The sequence below is a fragment of the Pseudoclavibacter sp. RFBG4 genome (assembly GCF_002931515.1).
In the GTDB taxonomy this organism is placed as follows: domain Bacteria; phylum Actinomycetota; class Actinomycetes; order Actinomycetales; family Microbacteriaceae; genus Pseudoclavibacter.
This window is the reverse complement of record NZ_PSYC01000001.1, coordinates 22,530-45,626: the sequence shown is the minus strand read 5'-3', so window position 1 is coordinate 45,626 and position 23,097 is coordinate 22,530. Positions and strand designations below refer to the sequence as shown.

General features: G+C 67.4%; 27 protein-coding genes. 17 read left to right on the top strand and 10 right to left on the bottom strand.

Annotation, left to right across the window (positions count from 1 at the left end):
- Positions 1-91: 91 nt before the first annotated feature.
- Positions 92-1,522, top strand: coding sequence for a CCA tRNA nucleotidyltransferase (locus C5E10_RS00240; RefSeq protein WP_104329925.1), 1,431 nt, complete (start codon positions 92-94; stop codon positions 1,520-1,522).
- Positions 1,523-1,795: 273 nt separating this feature from the next.
- Here the strand turns inward: C5E10_RS00240 and C5E10_RS00235 are convergent, their stop codons facing one another.
- Positions 1,796-3,262, bottom strand: coding sequence for a hypothetical protein (locus tag C5E10_RS00235; protein ID WP_104329924.1), 1,467 nt, complete (start codon positions 3,260-3,262; stop codon positions 1,796-1,798).
- 227 nt (positions 3,263-3,489) lie between these two features.
- On the opposite strand from C5E10_RS00235, the gene rpsF reads away from it, so the two are divergent.
- From rpsF to C5E10_RS00180, 12 genes are all read left to right on the top strand, one after another.
- A complete protein-coding gene (gene rpsF, locus C5E10_RS00230; RefSeq protein ID WP_104244003.1) occupies positions 3,490-3,879 on the top strand; it encodes a 30S ribosomal protein S6 in 390 nt (129 codons plus the stop codon).
- A 2-nt stretch (positions 3,880-3,881) separates the two neighbouring features.
- A complete protein-coding gene (locus tag C5E10_RS00225; RefSeq protein ID WP_104329923.1) occupies positions 3,882-4,472 on the top strand; it encodes a single-stranded DNA-binding protein in 591 nt (196 codons plus the stop codon).
- A 38-nt stretch (positions 4,473-4,510) separates the two neighbouring features.
- The gene (rpsR, locus tag C5E10_RS00220) at positions 4,511-4,771 is read left to right on the top strand and encodes a 30S ribosomal protein S18 (protein WP_068482210.1); all 261 of its coding nucleotides are present in this window, start codon (positions 4,511-4,513) and stop codon (positions 4,769-4,771) included.
- A 12-nt stretch (positions 4,772-4,783) separates the two neighbouring features.
- On the top strand, positions 4,784-5,236 hold the full coding sequence (rplI, locus tag C5E10_RS00215; RefSeq protein ID WP_104329922.1) for a 50S ribosomal protein L9: 453 nt from the start codon (positions 4,784-4,786) through the stop codon (positions 5,234-5,236).
- A 220-nt stretch (positions 5,237-5,456) separates the two neighbouring features.
- Complete coding sequence (mptB, locus tag C5E10_RS00210) at positions 5,457-7,025, top strand: polyprenol phosphomannose-dependent alpha 1,6 mannosyltransferase MptB (RefSeq protein ID WP_146080103.1); 1,569 nt, start codon at positions 5,457-5,459, stop codon at positions 7,023-7,025.
- 353 nt (positions 7,026-7,378) lie between these two features.
- A complete protein-coding gene (gene dnaB, locus C5E10_RS00205; RefSeq protein WP_104243995.1) occupies positions 7,379-8,764 on the top strand; it encodes a replicative DNA helicase in 1,386 nt (461 codons plus the stop codon).
- A gap of 4 nt (positions 8,765-8,768) precedes the next feature.
- Positions 8,769-8,900: a hypothetical protein gene (locus C5E10_RS19335; protein ID WP_258070934.1), complete on the top strand. Its 132-nt coding sequence runs from the start codon at positions 8,769-8,771 to the stop codon at positions 8,898-8,900.
- Between the two features lie 115 nt (positions 8,901-9,015).
- The gene (locus C5E10_RS00200) at positions 9,016-9,240 is read left to right on the top strand and encodes a hypothetical protein (RefSeq protein WP_104329920.1); all 225 of its coding nucleotides are present in this window, start codon (positions 9,016-9,018) and stop codon (positions 9,238-9,240) included.
- 71 nt (positions 9,241-9,311) lie between these two features.
- Positions 9,312-9,791 (top strand): cupin domain-containing protein, encoded by a 480-nt coding sequence (locus C5E10_RS00195; protein ID WP_181062565.1) that lies wholly within the window; start codon positions 9,312-9,314, stop codon positions 9,789-9,791.
- A 10-nt stretch (positions 9,792-9,801) separates the two neighbouring features.
- Positions 9,802-10,560 (top strand): S9 family peptidase, encoded by a 759-nt coding sequence (locus C5E10_RS00190; RefSeq protein ID WP_146080102.1) that lies wholly within the window; start codon positions 9,802-9,804, stop codon positions 10,558-10,560.
- A gap of 131 nt (positions 10,561-10,691) precedes the next feature.
- Positions 10,692-12,533 (top strand): Na+/H+ antiporter NhaA, encoded by a 1,842-nt coding sequence (gene nhaA, locus C5E10_RS00185; RefSeq protein ID WP_258070933.1) that lies wholly within the window; start codon positions 10,692-10,694, stop codon positions 12,531-12,533.
- A 75-nt stretch (positions 12,534-12,608) separates the two neighbouring features.
- Positions 12,609-13,211, top strand: a complete 603-nt coding sequence (locus C5E10_RS00180; RefSeq protein ID WP_104329917.1) for a YdeI/OmpD-associated family protein — start codon at positions 12,609-12,611, stop codon at positions 13,209-13,211.
- Here the strand turns inward: C5E10_RS00180 and C5E10_RS00175 are convergent.
- Entirely contained in the window at positions 13,208-14,878 is a 1,671-nt protein-coding gene (locus C5E10_RS00175; RefSeq protein ID WP_104329983.1) for an AarF/ABC1/UbiB kinase family protein, read from the bottom strand. The two genes, C5E10_RS00180 and C5E10_RS00175, sit on opposite strands and share 4 nt — an antisense overlap.
- Positions 14,879-15,054: 176 nt before the next feature.
- Entirely contained in the window at positions 15,055-15,591 is a 537-nt protein-coding gene (locus C5E10_RS00170) for a PadR family transcriptional regulator (protein WP_228496668.1), read from the bottom strand.
- 252 nt (positions 15,592-15,843) lie between these two features.
- On the opposite strand from C5E10_RS00170, the gene C5E10_RS00165 reads away from it, so the two are divergent.
- Both C5E10_RS00165 and C5E10_RS00160 read left to right on the top strand, forming a co-directional pair.
- The gene (locus C5E10_RS00165) at positions 15,844-16,194 is read left to right on the top strand and encodes a PadR family transcriptional regulator (protein WP_104329916.1); all 351 of its coding nucleotides are present in this window, start codon (positions 15,844-15,846) and stop codon (positions 16,192-16,194) included.
- Between the two features lies 1 nt (position 16,195).
- Positions 16,196-16,558, top strand: a complete 363-nt coding sequence (locus tag C5E10_RS00160) for a DUF1048 domain-containing protein (RefSeq protein ID WP_104329915.1) — start codon at positions 16,196-16,198, stop codon at positions 16,556-16,558.
- Between the two features lie 22 nt (positions 16,559-16,580).
- On the opposite strand, the gene C5E10_RS00155 is transcribed toward C5E10_RS00160, so the two are convergent.
- From C5E10_RS00155 to C5E10_RS00130, 6 genes are all read right to left on the bottom strand, one after another.
- A complete protein-coding gene (locus tag C5E10_RS00155; protein WP_104329914.1) occupies positions 16,581-17,222 on the bottom strand; it encodes a hypothetical protein in 642 nt (213 codons plus the stop codon).
- A gap of 164 nt (positions 17,223-17,386) precedes the next feature.
- Positions 17,387-17,992, bottom strand: a complete 606-nt coding sequence (locus C5E10_RS00150) for a hypothetical protein (RefSeq protein WP_104329913.1) — start codon at positions 17,990-17,992, stop codon at positions 17,387-17,389.
- Positions 17,989-18,570 (bottom strand): DUF6286 domain-containing protein, encoded by a 582-nt coding sequence (locus tag C5E10_RS00145; RefSeq protein WP_104329912.1) that lies wholly within the window; start codon positions 18,568-18,570, stop codon positions 17,989-17,991. Before C5E10_RS00145 ends, C5E10_RS00150 begins: the two co-directional genes overlap by 4 nt.
- A complete protein-coding gene (locus tag C5E10_RS00140) occupies positions 18,567-18,947 on the bottom strand; it encodes a hypothetical protein (protein WP_104329911.1) in 381 nt (126 codons plus the stop codon). The genes C5E10_RS00145 and C5E10_RS00140 overlap by 4 nt, the downstream gene beginning before the upstream one ends.
- The gene (locus C5E10_RS00135; protein WP_104329910.1) at positions 18,944-19,144 is read right to left on the bottom strand and encodes a DUF2273 domain-containing protein; all 201 of its coding nucleotides are present in this window, start codon (positions 19,142-19,144) and stop codon (positions 18,944-18,946) included. Before C5E10_RS00135 ends, C5E10_RS00140 begins: the two co-directional genes overlap by 4 nt.
- Positions 19,141-19,587 (bottom strand): Asp23/Gls24 family envelope stress response protein, encoded by a 447-nt coding sequence (locus tag C5E10_RS00130; RefSeq protein WP_104329909.1) that lies wholly within the window; start codon positions 19,585-19,587, stop codon positions 19,141-19,143. Before C5E10_RS00130 ends, C5E10_RS00135 begins: the two co-directional genes overlap by 4 nt.
- Positions 19,588-20,305: 718 nt before the next feature.
- Between C5E10_RS00130 and C5E10_RS00125 the strand changes: the two genes are divergently transcribed.
- Both C5E10_RS00125 and C5E10_RS00120 read left to right on the top strand, forming a co-directional pair.
- A complete protein-coding gene (locus C5E10_RS00125; protein WP_146080101.1) occupies positions 20,306-21,205 on the top strand; it encodes a helix-turn-helix domain-containing protein in 900 nt (299 codons plus the stop codon).
- A gap of 140 nt (positions 21,206-21,345) precedes the next feature.
- Positions 21,346-22,158, top strand: coding sequence for a tyrosine-protein phosphatase (locus tag C5E10_RS00120; protein WP_104329907.1), 813 nt, complete (start codon positions 21,346-21,348; stop codon positions 22,156-22,158).
- On the opposite strand, the gene C5E10_RS00115 is transcribed toward C5E10_RS00120, so the two are convergent.
- The gene (locus C5E10_RS00115; protein ID WP_104329982.1) at positions 22,099-23,055 is read right to left on the bottom strand and encodes a DMT family transporter; all 957 of its coding nucleotides are present in this window, start codon (positions 23,053-23,055) and stop codon (positions 22,099-22,101) included. The two genes, C5E10_RS00120 and C5E10_RS00115, sit on opposite strands and share 60 nt — an antisense overlap.
- Positions 23,056-23,097: the final 42 nt, after the last annotated feature.

The window sequence follows — 23,097 nt, the reverse complement described above, 5'->3', positions numbered from 1 at the left end:
ACCTCCATAGTAAGGACGGACGGCGAGGTGGCGAGCTGAACGCGCCCTCAGTGGCGAGCCGATCATCCGCCTCGCCTCGTAGAATGAGCGGATGCAAAACGTGCAGTCCGCCATGGAACGCCTTCGCGGACTCGCGACCGCGTCTCCCGTCGCCGAGCTCGCCTCCGCCTTCGAGGCCGCGGGCTTCGAGCTCGCCCTGGTCGGCGGTCCGGTGCGAGACGCCTTCCTCGGGAGGGACGTCACCGACCTCGACTTCACGACGAACGCTCGGCCAGATGAGATCCTCCGCATCGTGGCCCCCATCGCGGATGCGCACTGGGACATCGGCCGCGAGTTCGGCACGATCGGGGCCCGGTTCTCCGGTGAGACCGTCGAGATCACGACCTACCGGGCCGACAGCTACGACGGGACGTCTCGCAAGCCCGTCGTGGCCTTCGGCGACACCATCGACGGTGACCTGCATCGGCGCGACTTCACCGTCAACGCGCTTGCCCTGCAGCTCCCCGCGCTCACGCTCGTCGACCCCTCCGACGGCACGAAGGACCTCATCGAGACGACCCTGCGCACGCCCATCGAGGCTGCCGTCTCGTTCGGCGACGACCCGCTGCGGATGCTGCGGGCGGTGCGTTTCACCTCGCAGCTCGGCTTCCAGCTCGACCGCGACTCCTTCGACGCGATCGTCGAGCTGCGGCGGCGCATCCTCGACATCTCCGCGGAACGAGTGCGCGACGAGCTCGTGAAGCTGCTCAAGACGGACACACCTCGGCCAGGCCTCGAGCTGTTCGTCGAGACGGGGCTGGCCGAGCTCGTGCTGCCGGAGCTGCCCGCGCTGCAGCTCGAACGCGACGACGCGCATCGGCATAAGGACGTCTACGAGCACTCCATCACGGTGCTCGAGCAGGCCATCAGCCTCGAGCGCGAACGCAACCCCGGAGCCGACTCGGACCTCGTCCTGCGCCTCGCGGCGCTGCTGCACGACATCGGCAAGCCCAAGACGCGACGCTTCGGCGAGGGGCGGAAGGTCACCTTCTACAACCACGACGTCGTCGGCGCGAAGCTCGCGCGCAAGCGACTCACGGCGCTGCGGTTCGACAACGACACCATCAAGTCGGTGGCTCGCCTCGTCGAACTCCACATGCGGGTCTTCAACTACGAGGGCGCGGGCTGGACCGACTCGGCTGTGCGACGCTTCGCGCGAGACGCCGGACCAGAGCTGCAGCGGCTCCTCATCCTCATCCGCGCCGACATCACGACGCGCAACCAGCGGAAGTCCGACCGGCTCCTCTTCGCGATCGACGACCTCGAGCGGCGCATCCTGGAACTGCAGGAGAAGGAGGAGCTCGACTCCGTGCGCCCGAGCCTCGACGGGGAGCAGATCATGGCGATCCTCGAGATCGCCCCAGGCCCGCTCGTCGGCAAGGCGTACAAGCACCTGCTCGAGGTGCGTCTCGACGAGGGCCCGCTCGAGCACGACGACGCGAAGCAGCGACTGCTCGCCTGGTGGGAGCAGAACCGGCCGTAGCGGCACCGGGCACGAGTCGCACCGGGCCCGAGTCGCACCGGGCCCGAGTCTCACCGGGCCGTAGTCGCACCGCTGAGGCGCGTGATGGCTTTTGGTGACGGTGATGGGTTTTTTCCCATCACCGGTCGTGAGAACCCATCACGGGCCGTGCACGTATGGATGCACGGGCAGGGGATTCAGCGCGGCTGGTCTGCCAAGCGAAGTCTGGCCCGTCGAAGCAACGCAGAACGGCCCCCTCCGAAGAGGGGGCCGTTCGTGTCGATGTGCCTGGAGCTACTCGGCGACCAGGTAGTCGGCGAGGCTGTAGCCCGAGCAGGAGACGTAGCTCGAGCTCGTCGCCTCTTCAACGACGGTGCCGTTGACGGTGAGCGTGCAGGTGAGCTGCGCGGTGTCCGTGTAGTCGCTCGTGGACGCGTACACGGAAGCGGACGAGCTGTCGTAGCCGTACTCAGCCTTGTACTTCATCGTGACCGACTCCGACCACGGCACAGCGCTCGCGAGGGCCTCGGTGTCGACCTGCTGGCGGTCGGCGCCGGTGAGGGCGTTGTCGTAGCTGTAGGTGATGTCGACCGGCGTGGTCGAGGTGCTCGTCACGGTGAGCTCGACATCGATCTCACCCTCCGACGGGAAGCCGTTGTCGAGCGTCGAGTACTCGTCGTCGAGCTCCTGCTGGAAGTCATCCACCGAGCTGTCGACCGAGCCGGCAACCGCGGCGACGGTCGTGGCGGTCGTGATGAACGGCCCCACGATGAGGCCGAGGCCACCGAGCACGAGGCCGATGATCGCCATGAGCTTCTTCGCGTTGTAGCGCTTGACGACGAGGCCAGCGATGCCCAGGCCGATGCCGACGAGCGCGAACAGGATTCCGAAGTAGCCGAAGAACGGGATGAACGAGATCAGGATGCTGATGGCACCGGCGATGAGCGCGATGAGTCCCAGCGTGTTCATTCCGCCCTTGCCCTGCGGGGCGTAGTTGCCATACTGCTGCTGCTGGCCTCCGCCAGCACCCCCGGCTGCTCCGTAGGCAGGAGCTGCACCGTAGGCGCCGGGAGCTGCGTTCGGGTCCTGCGACGGGGCGCCGTAGGCGTTGCTCTGTCCGGACGTGCCGTAGGCGTCGGGTGCCGGAGCGGAGCCGTACGAGTTGTTCTGCGCGGGTGCGCCGTACGCGTCGGGTGCGGGTGCTGACCCGTAGGACCCGGGGGCGCTGTCGTTCCCGTAGCCGTTTCCGGCCGAGTAGTCGGGGGTGCTGCCGTAGCTCGGAGCCGAGTAGTCGCTTCCGGATGCGGAGGGAGCCGTGTACGAGGTGTCACCCGTGTACGAGCCGGCGCTCGGCGACGAATAGGAGTTGTCGCTCGAGGAGCCGTAGCTGGGGGTGTCGCTCGGGGCGCCGTAGCTGGGGGTCGAGTAGCCGGAGTTCGACGATGCGCTCGGCACGCTCGAACCGGTCGACCCCGAGTAGGACGACTGACCGCTCTGGTAGCCGGAAGCTGCGCCCGGGGCCTCGTAGGAACCGCCAGGTGCCGTGTAGTTGCCCGGGGCCTGGTAGTTGTCGCCGCTCGAGCCGTAGCCGCTGCCGACGCCGTAGCCGTTGCTCGAGCCCTGCTCGGCTCCGCCGGGCTGGTCGCCGAACGACGCCTGAGGAGCCTGCGACGCCGCAGCGTCGCCCTCTTGCGGTGCTGAGTTCTGTGGCACTGGGGCGTTCGGGTCGCGTTCGCCCGCGCCGCCTGTTGGATCGCTCATGATTCCCCTAGGTAGTGGTGCGTTTCAGCGGACCACGGGGGCCGCCGGTTGTGCTGGAAAGAGCATATTCGTTCGCGAGTCGGGGAGTTCTTCCAATTGACTGGCATTTAGGAGCCGGAAGCGACTATGCTTGCCAGGTTGTCTGAGCGATCAACTGCCCAGGCACGCGCAATAACCCTCCTGCTGCAGATCGTCTGCAGCCGTTCTAGACCGAAGGAGGTGGGTTTATCGTGCATCAGTATGAGTTGATGGTGATCCTCGATCCAGAGATCGACGAGCGCACCGTAGCTCCGAGCCTCGATAAGTTCCTCAACGTCATTCGCAATGACGGTGGAACCATCGAGAAGACCGACATCTGGGGCCGTCGTCGCCTCGCCTACGAGATCAACAAGAAGAGCGAAGGCATCTACGCCGTCGTTGACTTCACGTCGACCTCGGCAACGGCGAACGAGCTCGACCGCCAGCTGAACCTGTCCGAAGCTGTCATGCGCACCAAGGTGCTCCGCGCAGAAGAGGCCATCGCTCGCGTCGCCTCCGAGGCGAAGCGCGACGAGGCTCGCAAGGCTGCCAAGGCCGCTGCTATCGCAGCGAAGCCCGCGGCGACCACCGAGGCCTAGTCATGGCTGGCGACACGATCATCACCGTGGTGGGCAACCTCACGGCTGACCCCGAACTGCGGTACACGCAGAACGGGCTCGCAGTCGCGAACTTCACCATCGCATCCACCCCCCGCGTGTTCGACCGTCAGGCGAACGAGTGGAAGGACGGCGAGGCACTCTTCCTTCGGGCGAGCGTCTGGCGTGAGTTTGCGGAGCATGTCGCCTCGAGCCTCTCAAAGGGCTCGCGAGTCATCGCGCAGGGTCGCCTCAAGCAGCGCTCCTACGAGACGAAGGAAGGCGAGAAGCGCACTTCCATCGAGCTCGAGATCGAGGAGATCGGTCCTAGCCTCCGCTACGCCACTGCGCAGCTCACCCGCACGTCCTCCGGCGGCGCCGGCGGACAGCAGGGTGGCGGCCAGGGCGGCTTCGGCGGTGGCCAGCAGCGTTCCTTCGGTGGCAACGGCGGCGGCAACGGCAACGCGTCAGGTGGACGTCAGTCCGCCCCGGCGGACGAGCCATGGGGCCAGCCTGCTGGCCAGCCCCGCGACAACGGCGCATCCGGCTGGGCGACGCCCGGCGCATCGAACGATTTTGACGAGCCCCCCTTCTAAAGGGCGCTCGCAAACACACTCAACGAAAGAAGATCCCAATGGCTGGAAAGTCAAGCGGCGACCGCCGCAAGGGTGTACGCGGGAAGGGCGGCAAGCCCGCTGCTCCCGCGAAGCAGATCCGGGTCGGAGTCATCGACTACAAGGATGTCAACACCCTCCGCAAGTTCATCTCGGAGCGCGGAAAGATTCGCGCTCGTCGCATCACCGGCGTCTCCGTCCAGGAGCAGCGCCTCATCGCACGTGCAGTCAAGAACGCACGTGAAATGGCGCTCCTGCCCTACGCCGGCTCTGGCCGCTAAGGAGTAGTCGACATGGCAAAGGTAATTCTTACGCACGAGGTCTCCGGCCTCGGTGCAGCCGGTGACGTCATCGAGGTCAAGAGCGGGTACGCCCGCAACTACCTCGTCCCCAAGGGCTACGCAGTCAGCTGGTCCCGTGGCAGCGAGAAGCAGGTCGAGCAGATTCGTTCCGCTCGTGCCGCACGCGAACTCGCAACCCTCGAAGAGGCGAAGGCGCTCAAGGACAAGATCGAGTCCGCCCTCGTCAAGCTTCACGTGAAGTCGGGCGCCGAAGGCCGCCTCTTCGGTTCCGTTCGCGGTGCCGACGTCGCGACCGCCGTCGAAGAAGCTGGCCTCGGCCAGATCGACAAGCGCAAGGTCGAGTTCCCGAACCCGATCAAGTACACGGGCAACCACGAGGCGACTGTTCGCCTCCGCGACGACCTCGTTGCGACCGTCAAGCTCCAGGTCATCGCCCAGCGATAGCCAGAAGCCGCATCGGCTGCTGAGCAACGCCTCGGTAGTTGATCGACAGGAACGGCCCCGGACATCTCGATGTCCGGGGCCGTTCCTGTTTCGAGTCGGCGGCCACAGACCGCCCCGACCGCCCTGCTCGGAGCAGTCTGGGGTGGATGCGCGAGCGGACGCTATAAGGTCAGCGGAGTCCAGCATCCAGCTCGTTCCCTTTCCTGATTGACACACGAACATGTCGAACCACACGCACCGACCGGCCGTAGAGCACGAGCCGCGCCGGTTTCCGGTGACGGTCAGCCCGACGGTGCTCGGCTTCATCGGATCGCTGTTCATCCTCGTCGGATCGTTCGGAGCTGGCTGGATCGGCGACGGCCTCGGTATCCGCGAGTGGTTCCCCATCGCGTTCTTCCGCAGTTCGCCAGATCTGACTCGTCTCTGCACGATGCTGCTCATCGTCGGCGGCTTCCTGCTCCTCATCGCCTGGATCCGCTTCCGGCCCAGCATTCGCGACGACGACGCCTCGCTGCGGCGCGTGATCAGGACGGCCGTCATCTGGGCCCTGCCGCTGCTGATCTGCATCCCCGTCTTCAGCCGGGACATGTTCTCGTACGTCGCGGTGGGACGCCTCATGGCAGCGGGGATCGACCCGTACCAGCACGGCGTCAACGAGATCGCGGGCTGGTACTCCCTTGGCGTCGACCCGTTCTGGTCGAGCACGGAGTCGCCCTACGGTCCGCTGTTCCTCGGCGTCGCGGCCGTCTTCTCCTGGCTCGGGGCGGAGATCCCCGAGTACGCCCTGTTCCTGAATCGCGTCGCCGCAACCGCGGGCGCTGTGCTCATGGTGGTGGCCTTCTTGAAGATCGCCGCTCTTCGTGGACGCAACCGCGCGTTCGTCGCCTGGATGATCGCCGCGAACCCCCTCACGCTCCTCCTGTTCATCGCCTCAGGGCACAACGACGGCCTCATGCTCGCCGGTATGGGGTTCGGTCTGCTGGCGGCGCTCAAGGGGCATCGTGTCCTCGGAGTGGTCTGGATCGCGCTCGCCGTCTCGATCAAGCCGATCGCGCTCATCGCCCTGCCCATCGTGGCGCTCATCGGCAGGCCCAGCTCACTTCCCGTGTGGGACAGGGTGAAGAGCTGGACGCTGCACGCCGCCATCGCCGTCGGACTGGTCGGAGTCATCGGCCTCGTGCTCGGCTTGGGATTCGGCTGGGTGACGGCCCTCACCGTGCCGGGGGCGATCCAGCACTGGTACTCCCCGTTGACCCTGATGGTCGGCACCGTGCGCGGCCTCGCGGAGCTCGTGGCCCTCGATCCGTTCGTGTTCGAGGTCATCCTCAAGGTGATCGCCTTCTCGATCGCCGGGCTCGTCGCCGCGTGGGTTGTCCTCACGAAGCGGCCCATCGACCCGCTGCTGCGTCTCGTGCTGTGCACGGCGGTCATCGTCGCCGCATCCACTGCCATCCACCCCTGGTACGTCATGTGGATCCTCCCGTTCGCGGCCGTCGCTGGTCCGTGGAGGAAGGGGCAGGAGCACCTCGCGATGCTGGTGACCATCTTCTTCACGACGGTGACGCTCGCTGAGCCGACCGACTCGTTCTTCGAGGGGCCGTATACGCGCATCGCGGTGGCCAGCATCACGGTGCTGTTCGCGCTGTCGGTGCTCGTCTGGTGGTGGCGTTCGAGCAACGTGTCGGGGCGTGCTGTGGTCATCGCCGTTCCGTACGGACAGGTGCTCGTCGATCGCTGGAGCGCGAGGCGGCAGCGGAAGCTGCGGCAGCGAGCCGACACGCAGCGCTGAGCGCACGCTAGCGAAGTTGTGGAAAACGCCCGGATATCCCCGGTTTGCGTGGGGAAGCGGGCGGATGTTATGCACAGTCCCGCTTGCAGGTTTCAACCTTCAATGGATGCTTCACACCGGTTGTGCACAGCGAGATCTGAAACTTAAAACCCAGGTGAGAGTGGATTTCTTGCCTGAGCCTCTCGGATAATCCCCGGTGTTATCCACAAAGTTTCCACACATCGTCCGGCGCGTCTCCACAGTTACACACAGAGTTATCCACAGGCACGCCGGTGATGGTTCGCTCGGCTGGGGAGCTGGGGACTACTGTGGTCAAATCTCTCACCGGCATTCGAGCGAAGTCAGGAGCATCCGTGTCGATCGCGCATCTCGGTTCCTCATCTCAGGGTGAGCGGGAGACGCACGACGGGGTTCGCACGCCTCCCCACGACCTGCTCGCCGAGCAGTCCGCCATCGGCGGCATGCTCCTCTCGAAGGACGCGGTCGCCGACGTCGTCGAGGCCGTGCGCGGCATCGACTTCTACGTGCCGAAGCACGAGATCATCTTCGACTCCATCCACGCGCTCTACGCCGCCGGTGAGCCCACGGATGTCATCACCGTCACCGACCACCTCACGAAGTCGGGTGAGCTCTCGCGCGCCGGCGGTGCCGAGTACCTGCACACGCTGGCCGGCATCGTGCCGACAGCAGCGAACGCCGGCTACTACGCGGCGATCGTCTCGGAGCGCGCCGTCCTGCGGCGCCTGGTCGAGGCCGGCACCCGCATCGTGCAGATGGGCTACCTCGCGGAAGGTGAGGTCGTCGACCTCGTCAACCAGGCCCAGGCAGAGATCTACGGCGTCACCGGGGCTGTCGAGAAGGAGGACTACGTCGTCCTGGCTGAGGCCATCCTCGAGGCCCAGAACGACATCGACGCCGCGCAGAACAAATCCGGCGGCATGACCGGAGTGCCGACCGGGTTCAGCGACCTCGATCGCATCACGAACGGCTTCCACGGTGGCCAGCTCATCATCGTCGCCGCCCGCCCCGGTCTCGGAAAGTCGACGGTGGCGCTCGACTTCGCACGCTCCGCATCCATCACGCACGGCAAGGCCTCGATCTTCTTCAGCCTCGAGATGGGCAAGAGCGAGATCGCCATGCGCCTGATCTCGGCAGAGGCGAGCGTGCGACTGCAGCACATGCGTGCTGGCGGTCTCACGCAGGAAGATCTGACGCAGATCGCCCGCACGCAGGGGGACATCTCCGACGCCCCGCTCTACATCGACGACAGCCCGAATATGACGCTCGTCGAGATCCGCGCGAAGTGCCGCAGGCTCAAGCAGAAGGTCGGGCTGTCGCTCGTCGTCATCGACTACCTGCAGCTCATGACAAGCGGCAAGCGCGTCGAGAGCCGCCAGCAGGAGGTGTCGGAGTTCTCGCGTGCGCTGAAGCTGCTCGCGAAGGAGCTCGACGTTCCCGTCATCGCGCTGTCGCAGCTGAACCGTGGTCCCGAGCAGCGTGCCGACAAGCGTCCGGCGGCGAGCGACCTCCGTGAGTCCGGATCGCTTGAGCAGGACGCCGACATGATCATCCTGCTCCACCGCGAAGGTGCGTACGACCGGGAGAGCCCGCGCGGCGGTGAGGCCGACTTCATCCTCGCCAAGCACCGCAACGGCCCGACCGACACGATCACGGTCACCTTCCAGGGGCACTTCTCTCGCTTCATGGACATGGCGCCCGGCTACGCGACGGGGCAGTAGGCGAATGCGGCCGCGCCTCCTCGACGACCTCGTCACCAACGCGCGGCCGGAGAATCGCGAGGCGGAGGCGGTCAAGGGACGCGAGCGGCACGAGAAGCGGATGGAGCGCGAAGCTTGTATCCGCACCACGAGCTAGTCGGTCTCATCCCTCCGGCCATCGAGTTCAGCCCCGCGGCCGAAGCGCCGGGGCTCCTGTGCTTCGTACCTTGAATGCAGCACCCACTCGCGGTGACAAGGACAAGGGAGAGAACATGAACGCAGACGCGACGCAGCCGGTCAGCATGAAGCAGCGCCGATCGATACGCATCCTCACGATCGCGATGAGCGTTCTGCTGCTCGCGGTGCTCCTCATGCTGGTTGCCGGGGTCATGGCCAGCTCTGCGCCCATGATCATCGCCGGCAGCAGCGGGTGCGCCGCGATCGCCACGGCCTGGACGACCGGCATCCTCGCGATCCGCCAGCAGGCCAGCAAGTAGCCCGAACGCGATCGCCGAGGCGGCGAGGCATCTGCCAGACTGAGCGCACCGACCCCAACTGGAGGAACCCAATGGTGAGTTCTGAAGAGATCGTTCTGGGCGACCTGCCCGCAGGTATCGTCCGAGCCGACGAGGCCGTGGCCGGCCGTGTCTGGAATGTGCTCGGCCACACCTACATCACGAAGGCAGAGAGCGCCTCGACCTACTCATGGCTCTCGCTCGACCCGGCGGGAACCGGGGTGCCGCCGCACGTGCACCCCACCCAGGACGAGTTCATCTACGTGTTCGAGGGGGTCTACACCCTTTACCTCGACGGCCAGTGGACCACGGCCGGCCCGGGCGACCTCGTGCAGATGCCGAAGGGTATCCCGCACGCTTACTACAACAAGCAGGACGAGGCAGCGAAGTCGCTCTTCTGGGTGAGCCCAGGCGGCCAGCTGGCGAACCTCTTCAGCCTGCTGCACAACGTGACCGACCCGGCCGAGGTCGTGCGTCTCTCAGCCCTGAACGGCGTCGACTTCCTGCCAGAGGGTGCCGTGGAAGGCGCGTGAGGCGGCGTACGTGACGGATGCGAGCGTCCGGGGCATGCCGGGCGACCCTGAGGCGAGGCGCGAGACATACGGGTCGGACGCAGATCAGCATCTGACGTTCTGGGCGGCTTCCGGGTCCGTGCGCGGGCTCGCCGTGCTCATCCACGGTGGATATTGGCGATCGCAGTTCACCGACGAGCTCATGCTCCCGCTGGTGCCGGAGTTCACCCGACGCGGCTGGTCCGTGGCGAATCTCGAGTACCGGCGGGGCGACGATGGATGGTCGGCGACGTGCGGGGACCTGTCGCGTGGCCTCTCGGCGGCGCGCAGCGAGGCGTCCCGGTTGACGCTGGATGCGCGGCTCGTGATCGTCGGGCACTCGGTTGGCGGTCAGCTCGCGCTGCTCGGCGGAGAACCAGGCGACGCGGTTGTGGCGCTCGCTCCCGTCACTGACCTCGCGCGCGGCTACGAAGAGGGCAACGGCGACGGAGCCGTCTCGGAGTTCTTCCGCGTGGCGCCTGCCCAGGCCCCGGAGGTCTACGCGTCGGCGTCACCGATCGAGCACTTGCCTCTGCGGGCACGGGCGCTGCTTGTGCACGGAGCCGACGACGAGCGTGTGCCGGTCGAGCACACCCGCGCCTACATTGCCGCCGCCAGGCAGGCTGGCTCCGACGTCGAGCTCATCGAGCCCGCGGCCCTTGAGCATCGCGCCGCGATCGCGCCGGATGCGCCGCACTGGCCAGACGTGCATGCCTGGCTCGACGCGTTCGCATTCGCGCGCCACACCTGAGGCAGTCGACCTTGACGCCAAGGAGGGATTGACAGGACCTGCCTGACGACCCCGCGCGTCTCCGCTGGGACGTATGCTTCCATCCGGCGAGAAGTCTGAGCACAGACCCCGCCGTCGTGGAGGGGAAGCCATTGGGCCAGCAGAAACAGGATTGGGTCCGTCTCGTCGCGGACCGTCTGCGCACCGAGTCGGGAAGCGCCCTCCTGCTCGTCGGCGTCGCGGTGTTCGCGCTGCTCTGGGCGAACTCGCCCTGGTCTGAGTCGTACGTGCAGCTGTGGGAGACCCACGCCGCCATCGGCATCGGCGACTTCCGCATCGACATGAGCCTCCACCACTGGGTGAACGACGGCTTCATGGTCATCTTCTTCTTCCTCATCGGGCTCGAGGTGCGACAAGAGCTCGCGGTCGGCTCGTTGCGTGACCGGCGCCAGGCTCTTGTGCCCATCGTCGCGGGCCTCGCCGGAGTCGCTCTCCCTGCGCTCATCTACCTCGCCATCGCCGGGCGCGACGCCCCGGAAGCGTGGGGAGCCGTCATCGGCACGGACACGGCGTTCCTCCTGGGCGCGCTTGCGCTGGTCGGTCCGAAGATGTCGAGCCAGCTGCGCGTCTTCCTGCTGACCCTCACCGTCGTCGACGACTTCCTCGCCGTCGCCATCATCGGCATCGTCTACACGGAGTCCGTGCAGTGGATGCCCCTCGGCATCGCCGTGGTCTGCCTCGTCCTCCTATTCCTCCTTGCCCGCGCGAACGAGTGGCGCAGCAGTCCGTACATCGTCGTGATCGTCGTCCTGTGGGCCGCGACGCTGCTCTCCGGTGTGCATCCGTCGCTCGCTGGAATGGCCGCTGGGCTGCTCATCCCGGCCTCTGACCCAGACCGGGAGGACGTGGTGCGGGCGAAGCGGCTCTTCCGCGACTTCTGGCAGTCACCCCGCGCCGATGCTGCCCGCAACGTGCGGCTCGGCCTCGCCAAGTCGATCTCCGTCAACGAACGGCTCCACGAGGTGCTGCTCAGCCCCGTTGCGCTCTTCATCGTGCCGATCTTCGCGCTCGCGAACGCGGGGGTCGACCTGCGGGGCGGGATGCTCGGCGACGCGCTCACCTCCCCGGTCACGTGGGGTGTCGTCGCAGGCCTTGTCCTCGGCAAGTTCGGCGGCATCGCCCTCGGCAGCTGGATCGCCGTGCGTGCCGGCCTCGGCACCCTCCCGCAGGGCGTCGGCATGGGCAGCGTCTTCGGCGGCGCCGCGCTCAGCGGCATCGGCTTCACGATGTCGCTGCTCATCATCTCGCTGGCGCTCGAGGGCGAGGTCGCCGGGCAGGCCATCGTGGGCGTCTTCATCGCCATGGTGCTGTCCTGGCTGCTTGGTTGGCTCACCTTCACGTTCGCGCGCGTCAAGATGAACGAGACGACGGCGGACCTGCCGACGAAACTGTCTCGTCCCGTCGACCCCGAGCGCGACCACCTCCTCGGCGACCCGGACGCGCCGGTCACGATCGTCGAGTACCTCGACTTCGAATGCCCGTTCTGCGCGCGAGCGACCGGCATGTGGCAGGACCTCGGCGAGTACTTCACTGACGGCGGGGCGCGCTACGTGGTGCGCCACCTGCCGCTCGAGGAGTACCACCCGCACGCCTTCCAGGCCGCGATCGCCGCTGAGGCTGCCGCGAACCAGGGGAAGTTCTGGGAGATGCACAACCTGCTCTTCGCCAACCAGGAGCGTCTCGACGTGCAGTACCTGCGTGGCTACGCGGAGGAGATCGGGCTCGACCTCGACCGGTTCGACCTCGACATGCTCGACGACGAGCTGCCGAGGCGCATCCGCGACGACATGCAGAGCGCCATCGACAGCGGGGCGCGCGGCACTCCGACGTTCTTCCTCGGCGAGACGCGCCACAGCGGTGCGCACGACGCACGAACGCTCATCGCGGCGATCGAGACGCAGCGCAAGGAGGCTGCCATCCGCCGCCGCTCGTAGCGCCGTTCTCGAGCTGCTGCGCGCAGATGGGTCCGCACATCGCCTGCACGAGGCGCCGGGTCGTACGATCTCCTCATGGCTGACACGAAGAGCGCTCACGTCGAGGAGAGCGCGGCACCAGACACCGACGCCGTGCGATTCGAGGCACGCGTCATCGCCGCCCCGGTCGTCGGCGCGGCGGGCGAGCGGCTCATCGTCCGGTTCCCGGACGACGCGAGCAGGATGCTGCCGTCCCGCGGTCAGGTGGCCGTGACCGGTTCGATTCGGCCGGATGGCGCGGAGGTGGCAAGACCCTTCGACTCCGTCATCGAACCCGACGGGCTCCGCGGCCACTGGCTGGACGCCGCGGCCGCGCTGGGTGCGGGTGCCGAGGCCGGCGAGGTCGTGGCGGTCGAGCTGCGACCTCGAGGCGACTGGCCAGAGCCGGCCGTTCCCGAGGACTTCGCCGCTGCGCTCGAGGAGGCACCCGAATCTGCCGCCACCTGGCACGACATCACGCCGATGGCGAGGTGGGAGTGGGTGCGATGGATCAACGCGACCCGCAACCCGCAGACGCGTCTGCGTCGCGTCGAGGTCGGCCTCTCGAAGCTCGAGGCGGGCAAGCGCCGCCCGTGCTGCTTCGACCTCTCCTCGTGCACCGACCCTGAGCTGTCGAAGAGCGGCAAGCTCGCGGTCTAGCCCCGACGCCGACCGAAGACCGCTCCTGCGGCGAGCAGCAACGGCACGACCGAGACGCTCATGAGCACGATCCCGAGTGGGGCGAGCTGCGGCAGCAGGAGCACACCGGCGATGAGCAGGGCGGCGAACACGATCGCCGAGACGACCCCGCGCAGCATCCGCTCGAGTGAGCGCATATGCCGGTCGACGCTGGGCGTCTGCACCTTGAGCTGGCCGGCCTCGAGGCGAGTGGTGAGCGCATCGAGTCGACCGGGGAGGGCGACTGCGGTCGTCAGCGCGGAGATCGCCTGCTTGGCGACGGCCTGCGCCGTGTTGCCGCCTTCGTCGCGGGTGAGGGTGCGGGCGAACGGGTCGACCGCCTCCCACATGTTGAAGTCCTTGTCGAGCGCCGAGGTCACGCCGGAGACCAGCGAGATCGCTCGGATGATGAGCAGGAAGTTCTCGGGCAGCTGGAACGGCATCTCGCGGATGGTGTCGCGGAATCGGTCGGCGAAGTCGCCGAGCTCGGCAGGGTCGACGCGTTGCAGCTCGGCGACGCCCATCCCTCCGAAGCGCCCGAAGAGCTCGGTCATCGCCTGCTCGAGCTCGATGGTGTCACCGGCAGGGAGGAGCACGCCGACGCTGCGCATCGACCGCACGAGCCCTGGTCCGTCGCGAGAGACGATCGCGAAGATCAGCTGGCGGAGGCTCGCCCGGAGGGTGTCGGAGATGACGCCCATCATGCCGAAGTCGATGTAGGTCAGCTCCCACGTGACAGGCGCGGGCGTCTCGGGGCCGCCTTCGGCATCGACGTTCGTCGGGGCGGGCAGCCTCGGTGTGGCCAAGGGGGTGACGAAAATGTTGCCGGGATGCGGGTCGGCGTGGAAGAACCCGGCGACGAACAGCTGCTGGAACGTGGCCCTCGCCAGTTCGTTGGCGACCTCGACAGGGTCGATGCCCGCCGCACGCAGGGCATCCACATCGGTGATCTTGATCGCGGTGACGTCGGAGAGGGTGAGGATGCGCGACGCGGTGCGCTCCCACACGACCTGGGCGGCCCCCACACGGGGGTCGGTCTCGAAGTCGGCGGCGAATCGCTCGGCGCTTGTGCCCTCGTGGATGTAGTCGATCTCCTCGAGGCTCGTCGCGGCGAATTCCTCGACGAGGGCGGGGGCGTCTGCACGCTTGGAGACGAGCTCGACTCGCTTGAGGAGCTGGCCGACGCGGCGCAGTGCGCGAAGGTCGGTCTCCACGAGGTCCTCGATGCCGGGCCGCTGCACCTTCACGACGACGTTGGAGTAGCCGGTTTCTTCGGCGAGCGCGGGGGTGAGTACAGCCCGGTGCGCCTGCCCGAAGGAGGCGGCGGCGATCGGAGTCTCGTCGAAGCTCGCGTAGGCCTGCCCGAGCGGCATGCCGAGCTCAGCCTCGGCCTGTGCGCGGATGGCCGGGAACGCGACCGCGGGCACCTCATCCTGCAGCCCCTCGAGCTCCGCGGTGATCTCAGGTGGCAGCACGTCGAGGCGCGACGACAGGAACTGGCCCACCTTGATCATGAGCCCGCCGAGTTCGACCGCAAGGGCGTGGAAGCGGCGGGCGAGGCGCTGCATGCGCGCCGTCCGTCCGCGTTCCGCGAGCTTCCCGAGGCGGATGCGCGGCAGGAAGATCTCGAACCACCAGATCTGCACCATCGCACGCTGCGCGAACCGCACGATCCTGCGGTACCTGGCACGGCCTTCCGCCGAGAGCTTCGTATCGCTGCTGCGGACGGCGCCGGGCCGGGTGACGGCTCGCGCCTGCGCCGCGGCTGCGGTCAGTCTGCTCTCGGCGGCCAGCTCTTCCGTGAGGCCGGGGCCATCGGTCACGTTCAGTCCTCGGCGAGGATCGAGTACAGCTTGCGCCGTGTCTCGTCGAGCAGCGCTGCGGCCCGTTCAGCCTGATCGGGGGTGGCGCTGCTCTGCACCTGGACGACGGCCTGGGCGAGGCGAGCGCCGGCCTTCGGGAGGGTCGCTGCGCGCTCGGCGCGGCGGGCGGCGGGCGACTCCCAGGGGAGCTCCCCGGCTGAGGCATCCACTGCGACGGCGCGGCCTTCTTCGGTGAGTGCGTAGACCTTGCGCTCGCCGGTGACCTCGGGCACGACGAGGCCCTCGTCGGAGAGCAGCTGGAGCGTGGGGTAGACCGAGCCGGGGCTCGGCTTCCAAGCGCCACTCGTGCGGGCTTCGATGGCCTGGATCAGCTGGTAGCCGTGCTGTGGGCCCTCGAGGAGCGCGACGAGGAGGGCGGTCCTGACATCTCCGCGGCCGGCTCGAGCAGTGGTCGGCCGTGAGGCGAAGGTCTCGCGGATCTCGTCGACGGCTTCGCGGAGGCCGAAGCCGAGTCCGCCTGGGGTGTGCTGAGCGACCATGTGCATTCCTTTCGAGTGCCGAGCATCCGGTGGCGATCGTGTCGACCGGGTGGATGCGCGGATTGGCGATACCTGACGACACCCGACGATACATCGGTGAATGTCGGCGAAGCTGTGCATTCCGGATGGCTCTGAGTGTTGCCAGATAGTCACTTATCTTTGATGCTAAGTACCGGTACTCGGTGTTACTTCATACCGGTATTCATCGTTACTGAGTAGAGAAGGTGGCCGATGGGGAAGTAGGCATCCGAGATGCTCAAGGGCACGCTCGAGGGCATTGTGCTCGCGATCCTCGCGAAGCGCTCCGCCTACGGGTACGAGATCACGAGCTGGCTCCGCGAGCAGGGCTTCGTCGACATCGCCGAGGGAACGGTCTACGCGCTCCTCGTGCGCATCGAGCAGAAGGGCTTCGTCGACGTCGAGAAGGTCCCGTCCGAGAAAGGCCCGCCGAGGAAGGTCTACACGATCAACGCCGCGGGCACCGAGTACCTCGCCGAGTTCTGGCGCACGTGGGGCTTCCTCGTCGAACGCCTCGAGCAGCTCCGAGGCACCATCACCGCACCATCCGCTGAAACCAGCACAGACAACGAGAGAGGCAACTGACATGGCCGCCAAATGGATCGAATCGCTCACGGGCTCATTCGAGGAGAAGAAGCAGTACAAGGAGGCACAGGCCCGGCTGGATGCGCTGCCGGAGCCCTACGGCGGGGTCGCGAAGGCCGTCCAGCGCTACCTCATGTACTCCAGCGGCATCGTCGATGGCGAGTCGATGGTGCGCATGAACGCTGACCTCGCCGACCTCTGGGAGCGCGCCGTGGCCGATGACGTGCCCGTCCGCGACATCGTGGGCAGCGACCCGGTCGACTTCGCCGAGACGTTCGGGCAGTCGTATTCAGGGAAGCAGTGGATCGACAAGGAGCGCGCACGCCTGCTCAAGGCCGTCGAAGAAGCTGAGCAAGGGCAGTAGTCAGCCCCCCCTACCGACCATCTCAGGCGGGCGGGAACGTGCAGGTGACGGTGGGGAGCTCGAATCTGAGGTCGTCGTTCGCCGTCAGGCCGCCCGGAGCGATCGCCTTCGAGAAGAGCAGTCGTAGTGTGACCATTCCAGCCGTGCTTCCGGAGTGGTGGGCGAACGTGATCGGGGTCATCGCCGGGTCTGCGCTGTGCGTGACCGGGAGCGTCTGTGCCGACGCAGGGTCGGTGGATGCCGTGGAGAGCACCGCAAGGGATTCGATCGTCGTCCCTCTCCCGTCGACGATTTCCACGGCGACCGCCGCGGGGCGGCTCGACCCCGCGTCGGACGAGCGGCGGGTCGCGGAAGCCCGAGACGTGAAGGTGTACGTGCGGCCAGGGGTTACCGGGAAGGCATAGCTGGCGCTCCAGGTCGCAGGTGCAGCCGTGCCAGCGGCGACCATCCCGGAGACCAGGGTCACGCCCGTCGAGTTCTCGAAGCCGTTTGTGCCCGAGCCCTCGACGAACGCACCCGTGAGCGGTCCGGCGTCGATCTTCCACGCCGAGCGTGAGGTGGAGTTGCCGAGACAGGGGTACTCAGGGGGAGCAGTAGGGGCGACCGCGGCCGCAACGACAGGTGCGCTCCAGGCCGGGCCCCTCAGAATCCGTCGTGCGGTCATCTGCGGGGTGGCGGTCAGTGTCGGTTCCCGTCGCGTTTCTGCTGTCGCTTTTTCGCGCTGCGTCGTTTGGTGATGATGCCGAGGGCAAAGGTGATGATGCGGAGGAACATGGTGGTGGAGCTTTCGGGTTGGAGCTGGGTCGTGCTTGTTGGGTGGGGGTCCGGCTACTGCAGGCGAGTCGGCTTCTGGGTCTGTGCTCTGAACCCGCCGTTCAGTTGGAGGAGCACCGGCAGTTCCCTGCCGAGCAGTGCGTCGAGGGTGTGGAGGTCGCGTTCGACGAGGTCTGCGGCGTCCCTCGGGGAGACCCCTCGCCGACAGCTCGCCGAGACTTTCAGCGCCGGGGTTCCGCGCACCTCGTAGGCGGAGACGCTGGTCGCGATGAACTCGTCACGTTCGCCGAGCGAGTCCGAGAGCGCGTCCTTGGCGACGCTGACGTCCACGACAGTCGGCCCCGCCTTCGACGCGCGGTCGTGGACGATGGTGCCGGTGCGCCCCTGGCCCTGGCGCAGCGTGAAGGCGAGGGGCAGGATGATGCCCACCACGATCGCGGCGACGACGGCGATCATCAGCCAGCTGAAGTCGGTGCCGGGGAAGGGTGTCTGCTGGAGCCAGCTGCTGACCTGCGTGTTGACGGTTTCGGAGATGGGGGTCCAGGTGTCCTTCGCTCCCGGCAGCCAGGCACCGAGTGCCGCAGCTGCTCCGACCGCGAGCAGGACCAGGCCGACGGCGACGATGAGGAGGCGGTTCAGGCCTCGGTTCGTGCTGTTCATGCGCCGACCTTCCCGTTCTCTGCGACGCGCACCTTGGCGGTGACGCGTGGGGTGAGCTCGTACTGCTCGAGCTGCCGGGTGACGGCCGCTTCGATGGAAGCCGCGTCGACCGGCACCCCGGATGCGGGAGTGAGGCGCACGTCGGCGCGGCGGTGGGAGACCGAGACGGTGACGTTGTCCGGGCTGACGTGGCCAGCTCGAGCCGCGTGCCTGGCCAGTGCGGAGGCGATCACCGCGTTGTCCGCGACGGTCGCGGTCCGCGACGACCGCAGGACGTGACGGGAACGGCGACCGGGGGCGAGTCCCGCGATGAGCAGGATCAGCCCGATGATGGCCACGACCACGCCGGCGGGGCCGACGTACTGTGCGGGCTGCTCGAGCACCCCGAGCGTGGAGGTGAACATGTCAGCCGGTGCCACGAGGAGCGCCGGAAGGGCGAGCAGTCCGAGGACGACCTCGGTGCCGACCCAGGCCGCGACGATGATGAGCAGCACGGCGAGGACGATCGCGAGCGCCGAACGTGGCGAGTGCGTCTCGCGCCGAGCGACCCGTTTGTAGAGGGAATCGCGGTTGCTCATGTGACTCGTTCCTCGGTTCGGATGTCGAGCCCGGTGATCCGCAGCATCACGCGGTCGACGTGCGAGTCGGTCAACGTCTGGAAGCGGTCCCGGATCGCGGCCTTCGCGGCTTCGACTCGATCGAGAATCGGCCCGCCGCTGCGTTCGATCGCTGCGTCCTGCGAGCGGATGCGAGAGAGGGAGGGCACACGAATAGGTGTGCTGATCCGCAGGGCGAGGTTGCCGTTGTGGTCGTCGAGGTCGACGCTGACGCTGCCTGCGTCGACCCCGAGGGCGTCACCGGCGACAGCTGACGCGACACGAGTCAGGGCCTTCGGGGTGAGTCGTGTTGTGCCTCGCTGCGCCGCGCCGTGGTGTGTCGTCGCGGCGATGCTCATGAGGAGGTGTTCCGTCCTCGGATGACGTCGACGATGGCGCTGGCGTCGAGCTTGCCTTCGAGGATGCGTCCGATGACGCCGCCGATGATCATCGCGATCGCGACGAAGAAGAACGCCCAGAAGCCGAGGATGATCCAGGTGAGCGCGAGGACCGCGCCGATGAGGATGCCGGTTCGGGTGAGGGATGCGGTGTTCACTGGACTCGCGCTTCTTCCGTCTTGTCGTTGTCTTCGGAGGGGAGGTGGACGTCGTTGACGGTCACGTTGACTTCGGTGACCTCGAGGCCGACGATCGTCTCGACGGCGCGGATCACGTCGGCGCGGACGCCGTCGGCGACGTCCTGGAGGGAGACGGGGTACTCGGCGACGATGGTCACGTCGACCGCGACCTGCTTCTCGCCGACCTCGACGCTGATGCCCTGACCCTGGTCGTTGGCGTTCAGGGCATTGCGGATGGCGCCGATCGCGCGAGCCGCGCCGCCACCGAGGTCGTAGACGCCGCGTGCTTCGCGGGCCGCGATACCGGCGACCTTCGCGACGACGCCGTCATCGATCGTGGTCTTGCCGTTGGCGGCGTGAGCGGGGCGCAGATCCTTGCGGTCGTTGGACGAGGTGCTGACGTTCGGGGTGGTGTTCGACATGATGCTCTCCTTGTGAATGCCCGGCGGTGCGGGTGCACCCGCTGCGGGGTCGTGCGAGTGAGACGTGTGCTTTTCATGATTTGTCACGAAATACGTGAGAAAAGAAGATCTGGAGCCCGATCGCGCGTCGTGATGGCGTGGGCGAAGGGGTGAGAAGGGGGTCTTGGTCGGGGAGGGGGTCGCAGGTGCGGTCCGCTGTGGTGCGCCAGTGGTATTTCACATTGCGTGTACCTAGCGAAGTGAACTCGTATCTGCCCGGTGAGCATATGCACGGCGTACGCGGCGGTAGCCGAGAGTTCCTCCTCGCTGTACGGTCCAACTCGCGACTGATACTGCTCTTGATCTGGGTTTTCTTACGAGTATGAATCCTGAATCGACTCACGGACGACTTTGATTCAGCTCACCGACGGAAATGATTCTGGTGGAGTCGAAGTCGTCGAGTGACGCGCAGTTTGCTGCATTCCAGCCCCCTTGCCCGGGTGTTTTCATCCGGTGAGACGCGCAACCCCGTTCTCCAACCCATCCGACAGAATGGAATGTGTGACGAACACCGCGCTCGTGTCGTCTCACCAGGGAACGCGCTGTCAGCGCGTTCTCCCGAAGACATCGAGCGATTGGAGTGGGTGAGGTGCAGGAGCACACGAGTCAGGCAGACACCGAGGTTGCCGTGAGGGAGTCGGGCGACGGCCAGTGGCCGACGCGGACGGAACTCCCCCGGGTGATCTCTCTCACTGTCGACGAGGTGGGGCCGGAGGCTGTTGAGACCGTGCGGGGCTGGGGATGGCATCTCCAGTCGGACGGTCAGGACTTCAGGGTCGTCGGCGATGTGCTCAAGAACGACACCTTCGCCCTCAGCCGCTACCGCCACACGGCAGCGACCTTCCGATACGAAGTCCCGAGCGCCTTCGCCGGGGGCGCTGCCAGACTGCTCCTCGCCTGCCTGGAAGGAGAGGTCGTAGTCGACATCGCCGGAACGCTGGAGACGCTCACCCCCGGCAGCGTGCTGTTCGCCAACCCGGAGGACCTCGTCAGCAAGACGTCGAATGGCCCGGTCAGCAGCCTTCTGGTGATCTTCCCCCGCCCCCAATCCTTCACGGAGAACTACGTCGGAACGACCTCGGCGTCGGATGCCTACCTGCAGGTGCTCGTCGACGCCTCCGCATCCATCCTCAGTGGTGGGCTCCGCGCTGAGGACCCCGCCTTCACCCGCGTCGGGCTGGGCGTCGAGGCGCTGGTCTGGGCGCTGGCAACGCAAACCGAGCTCCGCACGCTCAGCACGGCGAGCACCGACCTCGCCCACGTCTACAGCGAGGCCGTCAAGTACGTCTCCCGATTCGCGTCAGACGAGGCGACTACGGTGAACTCGATGGCCGCCGCCCTCGGCGCATCCCGGGCGCACCTGTATCGGGCGTTCGCCGCGACGGGTGACACCGCGTCGGCCTACCTCAGGAGGGCGCGCGTGCGCCTCGCACAGCGTCTGCTGCTCGAAGGTGTGAATCAGGATGCGGCCGCCAGGGGCGCAGGGTTCGGCACGGCGAGGCGCATGCGCAGCGCCCTGGCCGCGGCCCCGGACGCCGCGGTGTCCCCGCAGAAGGCGATCCTTCCCGCGGCGGAGTGAGCTGGCGCTCGCTGCTCGGTGGGTTCAGCCCATGGCAGCTCCTCGTCTCTCGGGGTGCTCATCGGTGTCGGCACGCGAGTCTCACAGCGGGCCCCACACGCGACCGACGGAATGTCGGAGCCCCGTCCTAGGCTGGTCGCATGACGACGGCGACATCACTCCAGGGCACCTTCAACTTCCGAGACACCGGCGGCATGCCGCTGGCGGCCGGCGGCACGACGACGCCCGGCGTCTTCTACAGGTCAGATGCGCTGAGCTCCCTCACCCAGACCGGCCTCGAGGAGCTCGCCGCGAGCGATATCGGTGTCATCGTCGACTTCCGCACCCCCTCCGAGCGGCAGATGGCGCCGGACCGCCTCCCCGTGAGTCGCCCGTTCCGTGTTGCTGAGCTGCCCCTGCTCGAGGGGGCCGTGTCCGGTCTTGTCCAGCAGGGGCTGCAGTCGGCAGCGGGCGGTGGAGACCCGGCCGAGCAGGCGAAGGCTCTCGATGCGGTGCTCGCGCAGATCCCGTCGCTCGGCGAGCTCTACGTCGGCATGCTCGAGCACGGGGCCACATCGTTCGCTGAGCTCGCACGCCTGGTCGCCAACGCGACGACCGCCCCGCCGACAGCGGTGCTCGTGCATTGCACCGCAGGCAAGGACCGCACCGGAGTGGGCTCGGCGCTGCTGCTCGACGCGGTCGGCGTCGAGCGATCGGCGATCGTCGCCGACTACACGTCGTCCGGTGAGCACCTCGCGGGCGAGTGGGCTGAGCGCATGTACGGCATGGTCGCGCAGTACGGCCTGCCGCTCACCGACGAGATCAAGGACCTCGTCGCTGCCACCCCGGCCTCGGCCATCGAGCGTGCCCTCGAATGGGTGGATGCCCGCGGCGGCTCGGCCGCGTACCTGCAGTCAGGCGGGCTCACCGGTGCGGAGCTCGCCGCGCTCAAGGGTCGCCTCACGGGCGCCTGACCCGGGATCATCGTGCGTCGGGGCGCTCGGCGGAGCCGCGCGTCCCGCCGAGCGCTCGACGCCGATGCCCGCCACGATGACCAGCGCGAGACCCACAACCGGCAGGATGCCCGGCACCTGGTGCAGAAGCAGCAGGCCGATGACCAGTGCGACGGCGGGCTCGAGACTCGTGAGGGTTCCATACGCGGCCGCGGTGATGCGGCGCAGCGCCTGGATCTCGAGCATGAACGGCACGGTCGGGAGGAGCACGGCCAGGCCCAGGCCGGCGAGCGCGGCCTCCCAGGTGAGCAGCGGGATCGTGCTCGGAGCCGCGATGAGGCTCGCGATGACGGCGGCGACCGGAATCGACACGGCCAGGCCGCGCACACCGCTCAGCTCGTCACCCACCCGCTGCGTGCAGAGGATGTAGACGGCCCAGCAGGCGGCGGCGGCGAGCGCGTACAGCACGCCGAGCGGGTCGATGTTCCCCGTCCACGGCTCCGTGAGCAGCACGACCCCGACGGCGGCGATCAGCGGCCAGAGCAGCGCCCGGCCGCGGCTGCGCAGCACGGCGACGGCGAGCGGACCCAGGAACTCGAGGGCCGCGGCAGTGCCGAGGGGGATGCGGTCGATCGCGAGCGTGAAGAGCAGTGTCATTCCCGAGGTCGCCGCGCCGAGCACAACGCATGCCAGGAAGCTGCTGCGCGTGAACCACGAACGGCGTGGGCGCACGATGACCAGCACGAGCGCTGCCGCGAACACGAGGCGGATCCAGCCGGTGCCAAGCGGACCGAGCTGCTCGAAAAGGCCCGTGCTGATCGCGAGCCCGAGTTGCACGAAGAGCATCGCCGAGATGGTCATGAGCGTGCCGGAACGTGCAGTTCCCCGCGGAGCTGCCGCGAGCTTGGACGTGGTCATGGATTCAGGATGTCGCTCGTCGGTGTCCGTGTCCACGCGAGA